This window comes from Kluyvera fluvialis, assembly GCF_059725275.1.
In genome coordinates, this window is sequence record NZ_AP046142.1 from 2401804 (window position 1) to 2419923 (window position 18120).

The following is an 18120-nucleotide window of genomic DNA, read 5'->3' on the forward strand; positions in this document are numbered from 1 at the left end:
GCCGCTATCAACGTAGGATCACAGCGTAGGGTAATCGGTATAACCTTCGGCGTCACCGCCATAGAAGCTTTCCGGGCGCTGTGGGTTCAGTTCGGCTTTGTGCTGAAGACGCGCCACCAGATCTGGGTTGGCGATGTAAGCGCGACCAAAAGCGACGGCATCGATTAACCCTTTTTCAATCAATTCTTCTGCTTTTTCCGGTGTGTATGCACCAGCACCAATAATTGGGCCGTGGAAACGAGCACGAACTTTTTCGCGGAACGCATCGCTGTACGGCTCGCCGCCAGCCCAGTCGGGTTCAGACATGTGCAGATACGCGATACCACGTTTGCCCAGTTGCTCAATCAGATACAGCGCGTCGGCTTCTTCGTTCGGGCCGTTATCGACGTTCTGGAAGCTACCAATAGGTGAAACGCGAATACCGATACGGTCGGCGCCCCATTCTTTAATCCCTGCATCAACCACTTCCAGCACCAGGCGCGCGCGGTTTTCTACGCTGCCGCCGTACTGGTCGGTACGATGGTTAGAAGAAGGGGACAGGAACTGGTGCAGCAGGTAGCCGTGAGCCGAGTGCAGCTCAACCAGATCAAACCCAGCCTCACGGGCGTTAGCAATCGCCTGGCGGAAATCGTTAACGATACCCGGGATTTCGTCGGTTTCCAGTGCACGTGGCATGGAGGTATCGACGCGAATCGCATGGCCGTTTTCGTCACGCAGTGAGGTGCGGGTATTGGCGCTCAGCGCAGATGGCGCAACCGGCGCTTCACCGTTTGGCTGCAAGCTGCTGTGCGAAATACGTCCGGTGTGCCACAGTTGAACGGCAATGCGGCCGTTTTCCGCATGAACACCTGCTGTGATTCTCTGCCACGCGGCAATTTGTTCTGGGCTGTGCAGGCCAGGCGCACCCTGATAGCCTTTTGCTTGCGCGGAAATCTGGGTGGCTTCAGAAATGATAAGCCCGGCACTGGCGCGCTGGCGGTAATATTCTGCCATCAGCGGAGTAGGGATATCCCCCGGAACGATGCTGCGCAGACGCGTCAACGGGGCCATAAATACGCGGTTTGGGGCGGTAATCGCACCGACTTTCAGTGGGGTAAACAGTTTTTCTTGCGACATGGTGACTCCTGAGTAGACCGGTCGTCTAGTAATTTGCGAAATTAAAACGCCGATGTTAGTTCGGCGCGGCAATCAGATTTCTGACGTGAGTCAGTGCGCTTTCCAGCGGTGCGGAGCTGCGCGAGATTTTCGCTTGCAGATTCGCGCCTAACCATAGCGAGTAAAGCACCTGCGCGGTGGTGTCGGCTTCACCGCTGAAAGTCAGGCAGCCTTCACGGCGGCCATTCTCCAGCGCTTGCGCCAGCAGAACCATAATCTGCGTAGCGCCTTTGTTCATTTCAGTGCGCATATCTTCGGAAAGGTCGCACACCTCGGCAGAGAGTTTGACGGTTAAACAACCGCTAATTAATCCCTGCTGGCAAAACTGGTTGAGCGTGTGCTGGTAGTAATCCAGCAGGCGGTCGCGGTAGTTGCCAGCGCCTTGCGTAAAATGCTGCGCAAGGCGTTGATGATAGTCAGCAAAGTGCCGTTCCAGCATCGCAACACCAAACGCCTCTTTTGAACGGAAATAGTGATAAAACGATCCCTTCGGGACTTCTGCCGTTTTCAGGAGTTCGCTTAGCCCCATCCCAGTAAAACCACGATGCATACAAAGACGCTCGCCGGTCGCCAGGATGTGTTCACGGGTATCATGTTCAATAGATTTGCTCATGGGCAGAACTGTAATAGACCGATTGGTCTAATGCAAATTTTTTTTGCGCATATCGACAGCCACCGGCTGGAAAAGAGAAAAGTTGCGCCCAGCGCCACAAGCGTCTTCAATGAGAGTATGACGAGCAGAAAAGGGGGCTAACGTGGCGGAGCAACTGGAGTTTTTCCCGGTTCAAAGTCCGTGCCGGGGGATTTGCCAGTCTGATGAGCGTGGTTTTTGCCGTGGCTGCTTTCGTAGCCGGGACGAGCGCTTTAACTGGCAAAATATGAGCGATGCGCAAAAGCAGGAGGTGCTGCGATTGTGCCGTCAACGCTTGTTGCGCAAATTACGCGCGGGTAAATCATCTGTAGCTGAAGATCCTCAGCAGCCCTCACTGTTTTAAGCACAAATGTGCGTATACTCAATGCCAAACTTTTCTTGAGGATGTGGTGATGGTTCAACGTATTACCCTGGCACCGAAAGGGCCAGAATTTTCACGTTTCGTGATGGGTTACTGGCGTCTGATGGACTGGAATATGTCTGCGCGCCAGTTGGTGAGCTTTATTGAGGAGCATTTGGATCTCGGCGTCACTACCGTTGACCATGCGGATATCTACGGCGGCTACCAGTGTGAAGCGGCGTTTGGCGAGGCGCTCAAACTGGCTCCGCATCTGCGCGAGCGGATGGAAATTGTCACCAAATGTGGTATCGCCACCACGGCGAAACCGGAGCACGCTTTAGGGCACTATATTACCGACAGCACCCACATTATTAACAGCGCCGAGCAGTCGCTGCGTAATCTGGCGACCGATGTTATCGACCTGCTGTTGATTCACCGCCCCGATCCGTTGATGGATGCCGATGAAGTGGCACAGGCGTTCCTCTCGCTGCACCAGAGCGGCAAAGTGCGTCACTTCGGTGTGTCTAACTTCACGCCCGCACAGTTTGCGCTGTTGCAGTCGCGTCTGCCGTTTACGCTGGCAACAAACCAGGTCGAAATTTCGCCTATTCACCAGCCAACGCTGCTGGATGGTACGCTGGATCAGCTTCAGCAACTGCGTATTCACCCTATGGCCTGGTCGTGCCTGGGCGGCGGTCGTCTGTTTAATGACGGCGAATTCCAACCGCTGCGCGATGAGTTAGCGCAAGTGGCGAATGAATTGAACGCCAGCAGCATTGAACAGGTGGTTTATGCGTGGGTGATGCGTCTGCCATCGAAGCCGTTGCCTATTATTGGCTCCGGTAAAATTGAGCGTGTCCGCTCGGCGATTGTCGCGCAGTCTCTTGATATGACGCGCCAACAGTGGTTCCGCATTCGTAAAGCGGCGCTGGGTTACGACGTACCGTAATCGCGACGATGCAGACGGGCAAACCGTCTGCATCGCCTTTCTTATGCCGTTTGTTCGGTCAAGGTTCCCGGTGTTGGAGCCGCTTCCAGTTGCGATAGCGAGCAGTATAAGCGCCAGAGTAGTGAGGCCAGTTCACGCGCGGCTGGCTGATGGTGATGTGAAAGGGTATCGCAAATTCGTTGTAGCTCCTGCAAGGTGGTGGCGAGCGGGCGCTGTTGCACCCCGCGTTCACTCATCACGTCACGCAGCAGGCCAATACAGATATCACGCACCTGCGACAGCGGGTCTGAGCGCGTCTCCCAGGCACGTAGTTGCCACACCACATGTGAACAGTTGAGCAACACCACGCCCCAACGAAGTAGCCAACGTCGCGCCAGCTCATCCTGGCTGGTACTCAGTTGGCTAACATGATGATAAACCAGGGATTCAAATTCGTGCTCACTGTTGTCCGGGTGACGGCTTAACTGGTCAACAAAGTGACGGCGTAACGCCTTAATGTGACGGCGGCTTTTGCGCGCGTCAGAGCCGGGGGTGAGTACCGCAAAGGCCAGCCATGCTAGCCCGACGCCGATCATTTTCGCCAGATTATCATTGAGAAAATTGGCAAAGTTATACACCGGTGGATTTGTCACCGCGATAAACGAGCCCATAAAGACAATCAATGAACCCCAGAGCCGCGCCTGTTTGGGTATTTGCAGTTTGAGCAACTGCATGGTGAGCAGTAGCGGGAACAGAAACAGAATAAATTGCCACAGCTCGCTGATTTGCACCATCAGGCCAAATTTGACACCAAAGCTGAAAATAGACAGCAGCGCCAGCGTGCGCATCAATAACGTTAACGAGCTAAACGGCGAGGGAACGTTGGCGTACAGCACACAACAAATTGCCGCCAGCGTTAACGCCGCCGTGCCGGACTCCCACTGCGTGCTGATGCTTAACGCGCCGACGCACAGCAAAGCAAAAAAGGTACGAATACCGCTCCACACCGCCTCAGCGTGATCGGTATGGCGCATTAACGCCGGTGCTGCCGGAACAGTAAATTCCGTAACCGCAGTGGCGTTTTCCAGCCGGTTCAGCCACCGGCTGGTGGTGAGATACAGGCGGCAAAAATAACGCAGACGATGCCAAAATGCGTGATGCCGATAGTCCTGTGGGTCGCCTGGTGCTAGCGGGGCGATAATCCGAGCCACCGTGTAAGCATCGCAATCGCTGCGCGCCAGTGCTTGCAGCAACTGTTCCAGCACCGGGCGAATGGTTTCTGGCGCATTGGGCCAGTTCATCATCAGGCGGCGCAGGCTTGAAATCACGCTGGTCAGGCGTAGCTGTTGGTGGAGCAAATAGTTGAGCAGCGTGTTTTGGCGACGCAGCCGGTAGTGGCTCCAGAATGCCTGAATACGCAGCAGATTCATGGTTAGAATTTGGCTGATAACGCTTTGGTGCGCGCTGCGAATGGCATCGGTGGTGACCGGCTGCCACAGCAGGCTGGCGTGCTCCAGCAGGCGCGAATGCATATTCTTCAGTGCGGTGAGCAGCGCGCTGCCGTCGGAGGTACTAGGCAGAATCATCATCATCAGGCCGCCGCACAGAATCCCGACCATCACCTCGCACACGCGAGCCTGGGCGATTTCCCATAATTTAGTGGCTTCCACCACGTTAATAATAGGAAAGGCGATGATGGCGCAGGTGTAGCCCGCGAGCTGGAACGCGTAGGCGACGTTGTTGGTATACATCGCGCTTGCCCAGGTACAGAGCGCCAACCAGCCCGACATGGCTAATAAAAACAGCCACGGGTCGGTTAGCGTGTATCCGGCTATCAGCAACGCTGCGCAGGCTCCCATTAAACTCCCGGCGACACGCCCCAGGCTTTTACTGATAACCCCACCGACCGTCGGGAAGCTGACGACTGCGGCGGAAGTCATCGCCCAATAAGGTTCGTCGAGGTTCAGCCAATAGGCGATGCAGAGCGCCAGACACATGGCAATCGCATTACGCAACGCGTAGCGCCACTGCGGCACGGTCGCTTTAACCCACGGCAGTGACTGCCAGGTTAAGGCGGGGAAGGTCATTGCTGTCCACCGACGATGGATACGGTGCAGGTTGTCCCGGCGACGAGCACGGTGTGGGCCGGTAAAGCATCGAATTCAATACGCACAGGCACGCGTTGTGCCAGACGGACCCAGGGAATGGTTGGTTTAATGTCGGCAACCAGCGTGCCATCGGTCGCTAAACTCTGGTCGTGGATCGCACGTCCAATACTGGAAACGTGACCCTGTAACTTTTTGTCATCGCTGTATAAAACAATATCAGCGCGGTCACCTTCGCGGATATGGCGCAGTTTTGTCTCTTCAAAATAGCCGACAACATAGAAAGAATGGCTGTCAATCAGGGCAAAAACCGGGCGGCCAGTGGTGGCGTAGTTACCCACGCGAGTGGTGAGATTTGTCACCCAGCCATCAACCGGCGCTTTGACTTCGGTTTGCGCCAACTGCCAGCGAGCATGTTGTAGCTCAGCCTGTGCAGCATCAAAATTGGCCTGTGCGGCTTTCTGCGCCATAGTGACGGTATCGAGATCTTCGGCAGAGATATAATTTTGCGATAAGCCTCGACGGCGTGCGACTTCATGGCTGGCGCGAGACAAGTCTGATTGTGCTTTAACCTGTTTAGCTTCTGCATTCATCACTGCAATGCGCCAGGGTGTGGGATCAATGTTAAAGAGTACTTCTCCGGCTTTAACGAATTGGTTGTCCTTAACATGAAGCGCCAAAATAGTCCCTGAAACTTGTGGGGTAATATCAACCTGCTCAGCACGAATTTTACCATCGCGCGTCCACGGCGATTGCATATAGTAGTTCCAGACGAGCCAGACGGTAATAATAGCGAGCGCAGTGATGAGCAGCGTCGAGAAATATTTAAGTTTTTTCATTGAATAATATTACCACCATACCAACAGCATCAGCGCAAGGCAGACTGAAAGGGCAAAGAAAGAGAGATCCATCAGCAGGGGATGCCAGATGTCGCCTGCGTACATCCAGTCACGCAGTACGCGGTGGATGACTAGCCAAAAAAGGAAACCGAGCAGAACCGCTTTAAAAAGTGGGGGAAAATAAATTGATGCACCGACGACAAGATCTTGTAGCGGTAATCCAGGAATGTGGAGAATCGACTTCACAAGCAAAAATCCTTTTTAATTAATATGTTATAAAGCGCTATTGTGTCGTAAATTGACATAAATTCACATCATTTGTAACAGTGTAACCCATGGATTCGATTTTCGTGCACGTGGCAATTCATTTGTTTTGCTAATTTAAATGCTGCACACTATTCTAAAATCAGTATAATAACTTAGCAAGCTAATTATAAGGAGATGAAATTGGAATCGCCATTAGGTTCTGATCTGGCACGGTTGGTGCGCATTTGGCGTGCTCTGATTGACCATCGCCTCAAGCCTCTGGAACTGACGCAAACGCATTGGGTTACGCTGCATAATATTCATCAGCTACCCCCTGAGCAGTCGCAAATTCAACTGGCTAAAGCGATCGGCATTGAGCAACCGTCTCTGGTACGTACGCTAGACCAACTGGAACATAAGGGGTTAATTTCCCGCCAGACCTGTGCGAACGATCGTCGTGCTAAACGCATTAAGTTAACTGAGAAAGCGGAGCCTCTGATTCAGGAAATGGAGGCGGTTATCAGTCACACCCGTGGCGATATTCTGGCGGGAATTTCCGCCGAGGAGCTGGAGATGTTGACCTCGCTCATCCGCAAACTGGAACAGAACATCATTGAGTTACAATCTCGCGATTGAAACTGAAAAACCCGCGATTATCGCGGGTTTTTTTCGCTTATTGCCAAACCTCAACCCGATTTCGGCCCGCCGTTTTGGCGCGATACATCGCTTCATCTGCCCGCCGTACGCACTCCTCAATGGGGACTGACAGGTTGCGGGCAGTGTAGACTCCCATGCTGATAGTTATTGCCTCCGGCAACTGTTCGTGGCTGCTTTCGATATCATGTTGGCTAATAGTCAGACGAATACGCTCGGCAATGGTATGCGCCTCTTCGGGGGAGGCGTTGGCTAAGAGCAGGGCAAACTCTTCGCCGCCGATACGCGCCGCGATGTCATTTTGACGCACCGAATCTTGCAACACTCGGGCGACAAATTGGATAACCTTGTCGCCCTGTAGGTGGCCATACTTATCGTTGATGCGTTTGAAGTGGTCGAGGTCACTAACGATAACGGACACCGGTTGACCCAGGGAAATGGCGGGTAACAGCGCCGTGAAGGCGTCATAAAAATAGCTGCGATTGTACAGCTGCGTTAATGGATCACGGATGGAGTTCTGGTACGAGTTCAGGTACTTGGTGTTCGACTGGCGGTACAGCGTGAACACATCGCAAAACAGCACCAGGATCAGAAACAGTGTGGAGAGGGTTTCAAACAGTCGCGCCTGATACCAACTGTAGCCTGCGGTATGTTGCCCATTCATCATCACCAGCAGTGTGAAAATATAGCAAGCGCAGAAAAATGCGCCGCTATACCAGAATATATTATTTAGTTTTGTCACCAGAAGTAAGGTTAATAATGTTACGCACCATATTATTAATAAGACCCAGTGAACATAATCAATCCATATTTCACTATACCGATGTGTTTTATTATCTACTAGCGTAACGCTTAATAACGGGTCATGGCTGGAGTAAAACCATGACAACATCAGTATCGTAATGGAAAAAATAACAATCGCACATAATATAAGGGTGTGATTACGTGGACTATGCATATTTCGTGATTTAAACGCATATAACACCACCGATGCCATAAATAAGACTGCCATACCAATATTACGGAAAAAATAAAAGATTAATGCGTCATTATAATTAATATGGTTTGTTGACCCGCAGAGAAACCACATAGGGTAACTGTTCAGCGTGCCCAGCATCAGCAGCGCTGAGCTGACGAAGCCGCAGGCGATAGCCATCAGGTATAAACAACTTTTATCGCAAAGGTACTTCATTATCATGAATACGGCGATCATCGTATGGAAGACCATCAGGAACATCGTAAGCAACGGAAAGAGAATCGGTGCCATCGCCGGTATGCGATGAATAAAGACACGGGATGAATGATTTAATAGAAAAGTGCCAATAAGACAAATAATGATGTAAATCAAAAAACGGGTCAGCGGAGATTTTAAGAGCATATATGAATCCTGTTTACACTAGCGCTGTATACTTTGGCCGTCCTGGCCATATGTCTAAAGTGTAATGGAGTCTCTGCTATAAAAAGTTGTCCATGCGCAAATAATAGCTACGACAAATAGTTTTACGTATCCATCATATAAATAGACGAAAGGGAATTAAATAATAAATATGGTGAATGAAAAATGCGTGACAAATTAGCCACGCATTTATAAAGGCATTAACGCGGAGAAACGGTCACCTGGCTACCATTGCTCGCCATAACAACACGCTGGCCTGCGGAGAAACGGGTATCGCCCTGTTTCTGAACAACCATGATGGTGTTGCCGTCGTCTTTACGGATTTCCAACTCAACGCCCTGGGTTTTGTTGAGCGAACCCTGAACACCCTGGCCTGCAACGCCACCGGCTACAGCACCTGCCGCCGTTGCCAGGGAACGACCTGTACCACCGCCGATAGTATTACCGAGGAAACCACCCAACACAGCACCACCGATAGCGCCGATCACGTTGCTGTCATCGCCACCCTGAATTTGTACAGGACGTACGTGAACAATCGTACCGTAGGTCACGTTCTGGACCTGTTTCGCTTCGGATGCTGAGTAAACATCACCTGACAGACCGCTGTTGTTGACACATCCGGCCAGGGATAAACCAATCATTGAAACAGCCAATACGCGTAACATCATTATGAATCTCCAGTTCACTAAGAATTGCTCTGATGAGCATCCATACTGAACAATTATATGGTATTTGCTCGAAGCGGTCATATATTCCGCATTTATTCTTAAAAGAATAATCCATGCTGGCTTAACCAACGCTAAACGCAAGTGAAGCTGTTCTCGCAGTCAAAATTAAGCGTCATGGCATATATTGTTAAAAAGTATTATGAGTTAATAGCATTACACGCCACTTTATGCTGGAGTGTTAACTTTGCACAGGTGACTAAGGACGGCTTATGAAATCCGGGCGATATATTGGCGTGATGTCGGGAACCAGCCTCGACGGCGTGGACGTGGTACTCGCGGCTATTGATGAAAGCAGAGTGGCGCAAATTGCCAGCCTGTCATGGCCGATTCCGATTGCGCTTAAAGAGTCAGTGCTGGCTATCTGCCAGGGCCAACCGCTAACGCTGTCGCAGCTTGGTCAACTGGATAATCGGCTGGGCAACTTGTTTGCCGATGCAGTAATGGCGCTCATGACTCAGGAGCGCCTTCAGGCTCAGGATATTGTTGCCATTGGCTGCCACGGGCAAACCGTTTGGCATGAACCGGTGGGCGATGCGCCGCACACCCTGCAAATCGGTGATAACAACATTATTGTCGCCCGTACTGGCGTTAGCGTTGTGGGGGATTTCCGCCGCCGTGATATGGCGTTAGGCGGGCAGGGCGCGCCATTGGTTCCGGCATTTCATCAGGCTCTGCTGGCGCATTCTGGCGAACGGCGGATGGTCTTGAATATTGGCGGCATCGCCAACCTTTCTCTGCTGATACCAGGTCTGCCGGTGCGCGGCTTTGATACCGGCCCCGGTAACATGCTGATGGATGCCTGGATTTGGCGTAGCCTGGGTAAACCGTACGACAAAGATGCCGAATGGGCCAACGAAGGCAAAGTGATATTGCCGATGTTGCAGGATATGCTGAGCGACCCTTATTTTTCCGCGCCCGCGCCAAAGAGCACCGGACGTGAGTATTTCAATTATGGCTGGCTGGCGCAGTTCCTGACGAGTTACCCGGGCCTGCGAGCGCAAGATGTCCAGGCCACGTTGACCGAATTAACGGCGGTGACCATCAGCGAGCAAGTATTGCTGAGCGGAGGCTGTGAGCGCCTGCTGGTGTGCGGCGGTGGCAGCCGTAATCCGTTAGTGATGGCGCGTCTTGCCGCTATGCTGCCTGGTACAGAAGTGGCGACCACCGACGAGTACGGCATTAGCGGCGATGACATGGAAGCGCTGGCCTTTGCCTGGCTGGCATGGCGTACTGTTGCCGGTTTACCGGGCAACCTGCCGTCGGTCACTGGGGCATCTGAGGCGAGCGTTCTTGGCGCCATCTTCCCGGCAAATCCTCAGCAAAATCAGAGTTAACTGACATCATCTTTTACATTGGGCCGATAGACTGAAACGATACGGGAGTGCCATCATCACTCTTTGACCAGGAATGTTGTAAGGCCCAAAAATGAAAAAATTACTTATCGCTGTTATCCCTTTGATGCTCGCCGGTTGTAGCACCTACAACCAATTTATGGAGCGTATGAATACCGACACGCTGGAATACCAGTGTGATGAAAAACCGCTGACCGTTAAGCTGAACAATCCTCGCCAGGAAGTGAGCTTTGTTTATGATAACCAGCAGCTAACCCTGCCACAGGGGATCTCGGCTTCTGGCGCGCGTTACACCGACGGAATCTACGTTTTCTGGTCGAAGGGGAATGAGGCAACGGTCTACAAACGTGACCATATTGTCCTGAATAACTGCCAGTTACAAAATCCCAAGCGTTGAGATTTTCAGGCGGGCGGCGCACAATAACGTCACCGAATGACTACTTCCTCAAACGCCATGTCTGATAATGATGAATTGCAGCAAATCGCGAATTCGCGCCGAGAGTACACCCGTGGCGGCTTGCGTCGCCACGACCTTCCCGCTGAACCTCTGCCGCTTTTTGAACGCTGGTTAGCGCAGGCCTGTGAAGCCAAACTGGCCGATCCGACAGCCATGGTTGTCGCGACGGTGGATGAGAATGGCCAACCTTACCAACGTATTGTTCTGCTTAAACATTATGATGAGAAAGGGTTAGTATTCTATACCAACCTCGGCAGCCGAAAGGCTCATCAGATTGAACAAAACCCACGCATCAGCCTGCTGTTCCCGTGGCATATGCTGGATCGCCAGGTGATGGTCATTGGCAAAGCGGAACGCTTGTCCACCTTTGAAGTGGTGAAATATTTCCATAGCCGTCCGCGCGATAGCCAAATTGGCGCATGGGTGTCTAAACAATCCAGCCGCATTTCTGCGCGCGGTATCCTCGAAAGCAAGTTTCTCGAACTGAAACAGAAATTCCAGCAGGGCGAAGTGCCTCTGCCTAGCTTCTGGGGCGGTTTCCGCGTGTCCATTGAGCAGATGGAATTCTGGCAGGGTGGCGAACATCGTCTGCACGATCGTTTTCTGTACCAGCGCGAAGCCGATGCCTGGAAAATTGACCGTTTGGCACCTTAAACGCTGAAATTTGTTGTTTTAAGCGCTAGCGCTGAATGCGCCAGCGCTTTATTCTATAGGGCTTTCGCGTCTGGCGAAAAGTCGTGTACCGGCAAAGGTGCAGTCGTATATATATGGAGAATTTGATGGCAAGCAGTAACTTGATTAAACAACTGCAAGAGCGGGGGCTAGTTGCCCAGGTAACGGACGAGGTAGCGTTAGCAGAGCGACTGGCGCAAGGCCCGATCGCGCTCTATTGCGGCTTCGATCCTACCGCTGACAGCTTGCATTTGGGGCATCTTGTTCCTTTGTTATGCCTGAAACGCTTCCAGCAAGCAGGGCATAAACCTGTCGCGCTGGTCGGTGGTGCGACCGGTCTGATTGGCGACCCAAGCTTCAAAGCCGCTGAGCGTAAACTGAACACCGAAGACACCGTGCAGGAATGGGTGGCGAAAATCCGTAAGCAGGTTGCTCCGTTCCTCGATTTCGACTGCGGCGACAACTCCGCGATTGCGGCGAACAACTACGACTGGTTTGGCGGTATGAACGTACTGACCTTCCTGCGTGATATCGGTAAACACTTCTCTGTTAACCAGATGATTAACAAAGAAGCGGTGAAACAGCGTCTGAACCGTGACGACCAGGGCATCTCCTTTACCGAGTTCTCCTACAACCTGTTGCAGGGCTATGACTTCGCTTGTCTGAACAAGCTGCACGGCGTTGCATTGCAGATTGGCGGCTCTGACCAGTGGGGTAACATTACCTCCGGTATCGACCTGACTCGTCGTCTGCATCAAAATCAGGTGTTTGGTCTGACCGTTCCGCTGATTACCAAAGCGGATGGCACTAAATTCGGGAAAACCGAAGGCGGCGCAGTATGGCTGGATCCGAAGAAAACCAGCCCATACAAATTCTACCAGTTCTGGATTAACACCGCCGATGCCGACGTGTATCGCTTCCTGAAATTCTTCACCTTCATGGACATTGAAGAGATCAATGCGCTGGAAGAAGAAGACAAAAACAGCGGTAAAGCCCCGCGCGCCCAGTACGTACTGGCCGAGCAGGTTACCCGTCTGGTGCACGGTGAAGAAGGTCTGGTGGCGGCTAAACGCATCACCGAAAGCCTGTTCAGCGGCTCATTGAGCGCACTGAGCGAAGCAGACTTCGAACAACTGGCGCAAGACGGCGTACCGATGGTTGAGATGGAAAAAGGCGCTGATCTGATGCAAGCGCTGGTGGACTCTGAACTGCAACCGTCCCGTGGACAGGCGCGTAAAACCATCGCCTCTAACGCGGTCACCATTAATGGTGAAAAGCAGTCTGACCCGGAATATTTCTTCACCGATGCTGACCGCCTGTTCGGTCGCTATACGCTGTTGCGTCGCGGTAAGAAAAATTACTGTTTAATCTGCTGGAAGTAATCTTCCAAACAGGGGGCGTGGGAAACTACGCCCCCTTCTTTTTTGTCGTCCGAGTAGAACAAATGAACAACATCCTCGCGATTCAATCCCACGTTGTTTTCGGTCATGCGGGTAACAGCGCAGCCGAATTTCCAATGCGTCGCCTTGGGGCGAATGTCTGGCCACTGAACACCGTACAGTTTTCCAACCATACCCAGTATGGTAAATGGACGGGGTGTGTCATGCCGCCAGCGCATTTGACCGAGATAGTGCAGGGCATTGCGGCTATCGACCAGCTCAAGCGCTGTGACGCGGTGTTGAGCGGTTATCTTGGCTCTGCTGAACAGGGTGAACATATTCTTGGTATTGTGCGCCAGGTGAAGGCGGCGAACCCGCAGGCGAAATATTTCTGTGATCCGGTGATGGGCCACCCGGAAAAAGGCTGTATCGTCGCACCCGGTGTCGCGGAGTTCCACAAACGCTATGCTTTACCGGCTAGCGATATTATTGCGCCAAACCTGATTGAGCTGGAGATCCTCTCCGGCCATGAGGTGAATAACGTCGATGCCGCTGTGCTTGCCGCGCGTGAACTGATTGCGCAGGGGCCTGAAATCGTACTAGTGAAACACCTGGCGCGCGCTGGCTTCAGCCAGGATCGGTTTGAAATGCTGCTGGTGACTGCGGAAGAAGCCTGGCATATCAGCCGCCCATTGATTGATTTTGGCGCACGTCAGCCTGTGGGCGTGGGCGACGTGACCAGTGGCCTGCTGCTGGTGAAATTGCTGCAAGGGGCGTCGCTACGCGATGCGCTGGAACACGTGACTGCCGCAGTGTATGAAATTATGGTGGCGACTAAAGAAATGGGCGAATACGAGTTGCAGGTCGTTGCTGCACAAGACCGTATTGCCAAACCAGAACACGTTTTCAGCGCCACGCGGCTGTAAGTTCTGTTCTGCTGCGTTGTTTGCCGGGCCTCTCCGGCAAACAAACTGCACGAAACCCGTTGGCTGGATGAAGCATTGCGCCGCCACCCAGCAATTATCATCCCGCTTATTTTAGCCCTTCAGCCGTCATCGCTGCGGCGACCGCAGGACGCGCTGCGACACGCGCCATATAATCAGCAATGTGCTTATATCCCGCCATATCCAGCTTCACAGCAAACGCCCAACGCAGCACGGTAAACAGGTATGCATCGGCGATGCTGAAGCGACTCCCGGCTATCCACTGTGAGTTTGCCAGCGATTCATCGACGTAAGCCAGCTTCTTATCCAGCAGCGCGCGCACCGTGGGTTTGAACTCCTCTGGGGTGTCCGGGCGGAACAGCGGCGTAAAACCTTTGTGCAGTTCAGTCGCGATAAAGTTCAGCCACTCCAGCGTCTTATAACGGTTGATACTGCCGACGGGGGCCAGCAGCTGGCGGTCGGAAACGCTGTCAGCAATATACTGCATGATGGCAACGCCTTCAGTCAGCAGCGTGTTGTCGTCCAGCAGCAGCGCCGGAACCTGGCCTTTCGGGTTTACCTTCAGAAAATCGTCACCGTTCTCCATGCGTTTGTGCATCAGATCGACGCCAATCAGTGAAAAATCTTTGCCACTTTCCCGCAGAGTGATGTGCGATGCCAGGGAACATGCGCCGGGTTTGTAGAACAATTTCATAGGTAACTCCTTCAGACATAGATTATTTTTGTGGTCCATCAGCAGAAGGGCGGCTGGCGGATATGCAGGTATGTTAGTGCCAGAATCGATAAAAAAAAAGCCGCTAACACAGGTTAGCGGCCCAAAATTATCTGTTTCCCGATGACATTACGCGGAAGCGGTTTTACCGTCAGTGGACGAAGTCGAGTCGTCCAGAGTCATGCGGTTCAGTTTCGGTGCAGTCAGCAGCATCAGAACAGCGATAACGCCAGTTGCGACACCAATCTGCAAGAACACGCGACCGTAAACTTCCAGAGACATCAGCGGGTCTGTGACGTTTTCTGGTACAGCCATCATGCCAGCCACGTAACCACCGATAAGGTTTGCACCGGCAGTAGTCAGGAACCAGCTACCCATGATGAAGCCCATCAGACGCTGTGGAACCAGCTGTGCAACCATCGCCAGGCCCAGACCGGAAATCATCAGCTCACCGATACTTTGCAGACCGTAGCAGATAATCAGCCAGTTAACTGAAACGATACCCGCGTCGGTAGCGAATTTCGCGCCCAGCGGCAGCACCAGAAACGCACCAGAACACAGCACCATACCGATCGCAAATTTATGCGGCATTGGCAGAGTGTCGCCCATCTTGTTGTAGATGGCGGCGAGGATCGGGCTACCGATGATTATCCAGAACGGGTTCAGTGCTTGGTACTGTTCTGGTTCGAAGGCGATACCCAGAATAGTATGTTCAACGTTACGGATAGCGAAGAAGTTCAGAGACGTTGGCATCTGGCTGTAGAGAACGAAGAAGATAATCGCTTCCAGCATCAGAATGAAGGCCACAATCATCTTACGACGCGCAGCACCCTGCATGGCAAAGGCTTCTTTACCGAAGATGATAACGATACCCAGAGCAACGACGCCCAGAACCATACGTGCGACTTCCTGGTGATGCAGCAGCCAGGTTGCGATGGCAATCAGGATAACAATACCGACGATAGTCAGCAGCAGGTTACGATAGTTAACCGGCGCAAAGTCTGGTTTTGAACCGTACTGTTTAACCCAGCGTTGGCAGAAGGCGAAGTTAACGATGGTAATCAGCAGGCCGACTACGCTCAGGGCAAACGCCACGCTCCAGCCAAATTTAGCCGCCAGCCACGGGGTTGCCAGCATAGAGAAGAACGAACCGATGTTGACGGACATATAGTACATGGTGAATGCACCGTCCAGACGTGGATCGTTTTTTTCGTAACAGGTAGACAGCAGAGAAGATGGGTTAGCTTTAAACAAGCCGTTACCGACAGCAATCGCTGCCATGCCCATGTAAACCACACCGGTGTCGTGACCAGACCATGCGACCAACGCATAGCCGATGGCGAGAACAACCGCACCCAGCATGATAACGCGTTTGGTACCGAGCACTTTGTCGCCCAGCCAGCCGCCGATAGCTACCAGACCATAGACCAGAGCACTAAAGGAAGAGAACAGGGTGATGGAATCCGCTTCGGACATACCCAGTTGCTTAACCAGATAAACGGCCATAATGCCTTGCAGGCCGTAGAAGCCAAAACGCTCCCATAACTCAATAGAGAAGATGAGATAGAACGCTTTCGGCTGTTTGAAGGCGTTTAAACTGACGCTTTCAGTTGGTTTATTGTTTGCAGTAGACACATATACCTCTTATTTACATCCCATTTAATGGGGGGTGTACTGGGCAGGAGTGCGTATTTCAGCATCCGCCTTATTGTTATTCTGGAGGGAAACGAGAAGTAATGTTCACTATCCAGCGCTTTCAGACAAGGCTTTTGCAATACTCTGTTACAATTAAAAACGTCGGTACAATAAACCAGAATTTCAAATGTTATTTAGCGTTAAATTTCACGCTTTAAAAATAGACGGTTTTTTCTTCTGATGGAATGGGGTAAAAACCCGCATGTGACCATATCTTCTACTGATGAGGTAAAAATATAGTGATATAGGCTGGTTTAAGAAAAAATATTGGATGATCATATTGTACGATGTCGGGATTTCATCGTATTGATATCTGCGATAAACACGAAATGCAACATTATTACAACATTATGTTGTGCGTATGACCGTGTCAGCGTTTGTATAGAAATTTTCGTTAGTGATGGCGTTTATTAACTGCAAAAGCGTTATATAGGCGTGAAAGATGTCAAATACTGAATAATTATCTGACATTAATCGCGGTTTAGTCGTGAGGAGAGGAACGGCGCGCCGACTTGCCACGCCGTGAAAAATGGACTACAGCTCGATTTTCTCTTTGTACTCACAGAGATCTTCAATAATGCACGAGCCACAGCGAGGCTTACGGGCGATGCAGGTATAACGGCCATGCAAAATGAGCCAGTGATGGCAGTCCACCTTGAACTCAGCCGGAACCACCTTCAGCAGTTTCTCCTCGACCTGTTCCACATTCTTACCCGGCGCAAACTGGGTGCGGTTACACACGCGAAAGATATGGGTATCGACGGCGATGGTCGGCCAGCCAAACGCGGTATTGAGCACCACATTAGCCGTTTTGCGCCCCACGCCTGGCAAGGCTTCCAGCGCTGCACGGTCTTCGGGCACTTCACCGCCGTGCAGCTCTAAGAGCATCCGGCAGGTCTTAATGACGTTTTCCGCCTTGCTGTTAAACAGGCCGATGGTCTTGATGTACTCTTTCACGCCATCGACGCCTAAATCCAGCATCGCCTGCGGTGTGTTGGCCACCGGATAGAGCTTTGTGGTGGCCTTGTTCACGCTGACGTCGGTTGCCTGTGCGGAAAGCAGCACCGCAATAAGCAGCTCGAAAGGGGACGTGAAGTTCAGTTCAGTGGTGGGATGCGGGTTGTTATCCCGCAGCCGGGTGAGTATTTCCAGACGCTTGGCTTTGTTCATTAGGCTTTCTCTGCCGTTTCAACCGTCACAGCACTGTCGTTGCTAGCCTGTGCGCGGCGTTGTTTAGTCCGTTCATCAATCAGGTATTTGATTGCCAGCAGCATTCCGAGGCCGATAAACGCGCCTGGCGGTAACATCGCCAGCAGGAAAGGTGTGTCGGTGTGGAACACTTCAATACGCAGCACTTTCGCCCAACTGCCCAGCAAGCCGTCTGCGCCGTCAAATAAAGTACCGTTACCAAGTAATTCACGAATCGACCCGAGCACAAACATGGTGCAGGTTGCGCCCATCCCAATGGCAAAGCCATCGAGTGCCGACAGCGCTGGCCCTTTTTTCGCCGCGAAGGCTTCTGCGCGGCCCACCACGATACAGTTGGTGACGATAAGCGGAATAAAGATACCGAGCGACTGGTATAAACCGAATGCGTAAGCGTTAATCAGCATCTGTACGGCGCTGACCACCGAGGCGATGATCATCACGTAAATCGGGATGCGAATTTCTGCTGGAGTCCAGCGACGCAGGCTGGAAATGGCCAGGTTGGTCAGCGTGAGCACCAGCGTTGTCGCCAGCCCCAAACCGAGGGCGTTGGTGGCGGTTGACGTCACCGCCAGCAGCGGACACATTCCTAACAGCTGTACCAGCGCGGAGTTGTTCTTCCACAACCCCTGGACAATAACCTCTTTAACCTCGCTCATA

19 protein-coding genes are annotated in these 18120 nt (G+C 52.2%); 8 read left to right on the top strand and 11 right to left on the bottom strand.

What is annotated here, in order from left to right; translation table 11 throughout:
- Window positions 1-18: 18 nt before the first annotated feature.
- The gene (locus AC6I4B_RS11470) at window positions 19-1116 is read right to left on the bottom strand and encodes an alkene reductase (protein ID WP_497771780.1); all 1098 of its coding nucleotides are present in this window, start codon (window positions 1114-1116) and stop codon (window positions 19-21) included.
- Window positions 1117-1171: 55 nt separating this feature from the next.
- Window positions 1172-1768: a TetR/AcrR family transcriptional regulator gene (locus tag AC6I4B_RS11475; protein ID WP_497771781.1), complete on the bottom strand. Its 597-nt coding sequence runs from the start codon at window positions 1766-1768 to the stop codon at window positions 1172-1174.
- 142 nt (window positions 1769-1910) lie between these two features.
- Here AC6I4B_RS11475 and AC6I4B_RS11480 point away from each other — a divergent pair, with 142 nt between their 5' ends.
- Window positions 1911-2150 carry a DUF1289 domain-containing protein gene (locus AC6I4B_RS11480; RefSeq protein WP_497771783.1) on the top strand — a complete coding sequence of 80 codons (240 nt, stop codon included), beginning with the start codon at window positions 1911-1913 and terminating at the stop codon, window positions 2148-2150.
- 49 nt (window positions 2151-2199) lie between these two features.
- Window positions 2200-3096, top strand: coding sequence for an aldo/keto reductase (locus AC6I4B_RS11485; protein ID WP_497771784.1), 897 nt, complete (start codon window positions 2200-2202; stop codon window positions 3094-3096).
- A gap of 41 nt (window positions 3097-3137) precedes the next feature.
- Here the strand turns inward: AC6I4B_RS11485 and AC6I4B_RS11490 are convergent, their stop codons facing one another.
- The 3 genes from AC6I4B_RS11490 to AC6I4B_RS11500 are packed head-to-tail and all read right to left on the bottom strand — an operon-like array spanning window position 3138 to window position 6265.
- Window positions 3138-5162 (bottom strand): FUSC family protein, encoded by a 2025-nt coding sequence (locus AC6I4B_RS11490; protein ID WP_497771786.1) that lies wholly within the window; start codon window positions 5160-5162, stop codon window positions 3138-3140.
- Window positions 5159-6019: an efflux RND transporter periplasmic adaptor subunit gene (locus AC6I4B_RS11495; RefSeq protein ID WP_497771788.1), complete on the bottom strand. Its 861-nt coding sequence runs from the start codon at window positions 6017-6019 to the stop codon at window positions 5159-5161. Before AC6I4B_RS11495 ends, AC6I4B_RS11490 begins: the two co-directional genes overlap by 4 nt.
- 9 nt (window positions 6020-6028) lie before the next feature.
- Window positions 6029-6265: a DUF1656 domain-containing protein gene (locus AC6I4B_RS11500; RefSeq protein WP_497771790.1), complete on the bottom strand. Its 237-nt coding sequence runs from the start codon at window positions 6263-6265 to the stop codon at window positions 6029-6031.
- A 195-nt stretch (window positions 6266-6460) separates the two neighbouring features.
- Between AC6I4B_RS11500 and slyA the strand changes: the two genes are divergently transcribed.
- Window positions 6461-6901 carry a transcriptional regulator SlyA gene (gene slyA / locus AC6I4B_RS11505; protein ID WP_497771792.1) on the top strand — a complete coding sequence of 147 codons (441 nt, stop codon included), beginning with the start codon at window positions 6461-6463 and terminating at the stop codon, window positions 6899-6901.
- A 37-nt stretch (window positions 6902-6938) separates the two neighbouring features.
- Here slyA and AC6I4B_RS11510 read toward each other — a convergent pair whose 3' ends face one another.
- Both AC6I4B_RS11510 and slyB read right to left on the bottom strand, forming a co-directional pair.
- Complete coding sequence (locus AC6I4B_RS11510) at window positions 6939-8297, bottom strand: sensor domain-containing diguanylate cyclase (RefSeq protein WP_497771794.1); 1359 nt, start codon at window positions 8295-8297, stop codon at window positions 6939-6941.
- 218 nt (window positions 8298-8515) lie between these two features.
- Window positions 8516-8983, bottom strand: a complete 468-nt coding sequence (gene slyB, locus AC6I4B_RS11515) for an outer membrane lipoprotein SlyB (protein WP_497771796.1) — start codon at window positions 8981-8983, stop codon at window positions 8516-8518.
- A 269-nt stretch (window positions 8984-9252) separates the two neighbouring features.
- Between slyB and anmK the strand changes: the two genes are divergently transcribed.
- The 5 genes from anmK (at window position 9253) to pdxY (ending at window position 13829) form a co-directional block, all read left to right on the top strand.
- Complete coding sequence (gene anmK / locus AC6I4B_RS11520; protein WP_497771797.1) at window positions 9253-10377, top strand: anhydro-N-acetylmuramic acid kinase; 1125 nt, start codon at window positions 9253-9255, stop codon at window positions 10375-10377.
- A gap of 91 nt (window positions 10378-10468) precedes the next feature.
- Window positions 10469-10792, top strand: a complete 324-nt coding sequence (mliC, locus tag AC6I4B_RS11525) for a C-type lysozyme inhibitor (protein ID WP_497771799.1) — start codon at window positions 10469-10471, stop codon at window positions 10790-10792.
- Window positions 10793-10849: 57 nt separating this feature from the next.
- Window positions 10850-11506, top strand: coding sequence for a pyridoxamine 5'-phosphate oxidase (gene pdxH, locus AC6I4B_RS11530; protein ID WP_497771800.1), 657 nt, complete (start codon window positions 10850-10852; stop codon window positions 11504-11506).
- A gap of 125 nt (window positions 11507-11631) precedes the next feature.
- Entirely contained in the window at window positions 11632-12906 is a 1275-nt protein-coding gene (gene tyrS / locus AC6I4B_RS11535; RefSeq protein WP_497771802.1) for a tyrosine--tRNA ligase, read from the top strand.
- A gap of 62 nt (window positions 12907-12968) precedes the next feature.
- Window positions 12969-13829, top strand: a complete 861-nt coding sequence (pdxY, locus tag AC6I4B_RS11540; RefSeq protein ID WP_497771804.1) for a pyridoxal kinase PdxY — start codon at window positions 12969-12971, stop codon at window positions 13827-13829.
- 106 nt (window positions 13830-13935) lie between these two features.
- On the opposite strand, the gene gstA is transcribed toward pdxY, so the two are convergent.
- From gstA to AC6I4B_RS11560, 4 genes are all read right to left on the bottom strand, one after another.
- On the bottom strand, window positions 13936-14541 hold the full coding sequence (gene gstA / locus AC6I4B_RS11545) for a glutathione transferase GstA (protein ID WP_497771805.1): 606 nt from the start codon (window positions 14539-14541) through the stop codon (window positions 13936-13938).
- Window positions 14542-14688: 147 nt separating this feature from the next.
- Window positions 14689-16194 (bottom strand): dipeptide/tripeptide permease DtpA, encoded by a 1506-nt coding sequence (gene dtpA, locus AC6I4B_RS11550; protein WP_497771807.1) that lies wholly within the window; start codon window positions 16192-16194, stop codon window positions 14689-14691.
- A 594-nt stretch (window positions 16195-16788) separates the two neighbouring features.
- Window positions 16789-17424 carry an endonuclease III gene (gene nth, locus AC6I4B_RS11555; protein WP_497771809.1) on the bottom strand — a complete coding sequence of 212 codons (636 nt, stop codon included), beginning with the start codon at window positions 17422-17424 and terminating at the stop codon, window positions 16789-16791.
- Window positions 17424-18119, bottom strand: coding sequence for an electron transport complex subunit E (locus AC6I4B_RS11560; RefSeq protein ID WP_497771811.1), 696 nt, complete (start codon window positions 18117-18119; stop codon window positions 17424-17426). The genes nth and AC6I4B_RS11560 overlap by 1 nt, the downstream gene beginning before the upstream one ends.
- Window position 18120 lies beyond the last annotated feature (1 nt).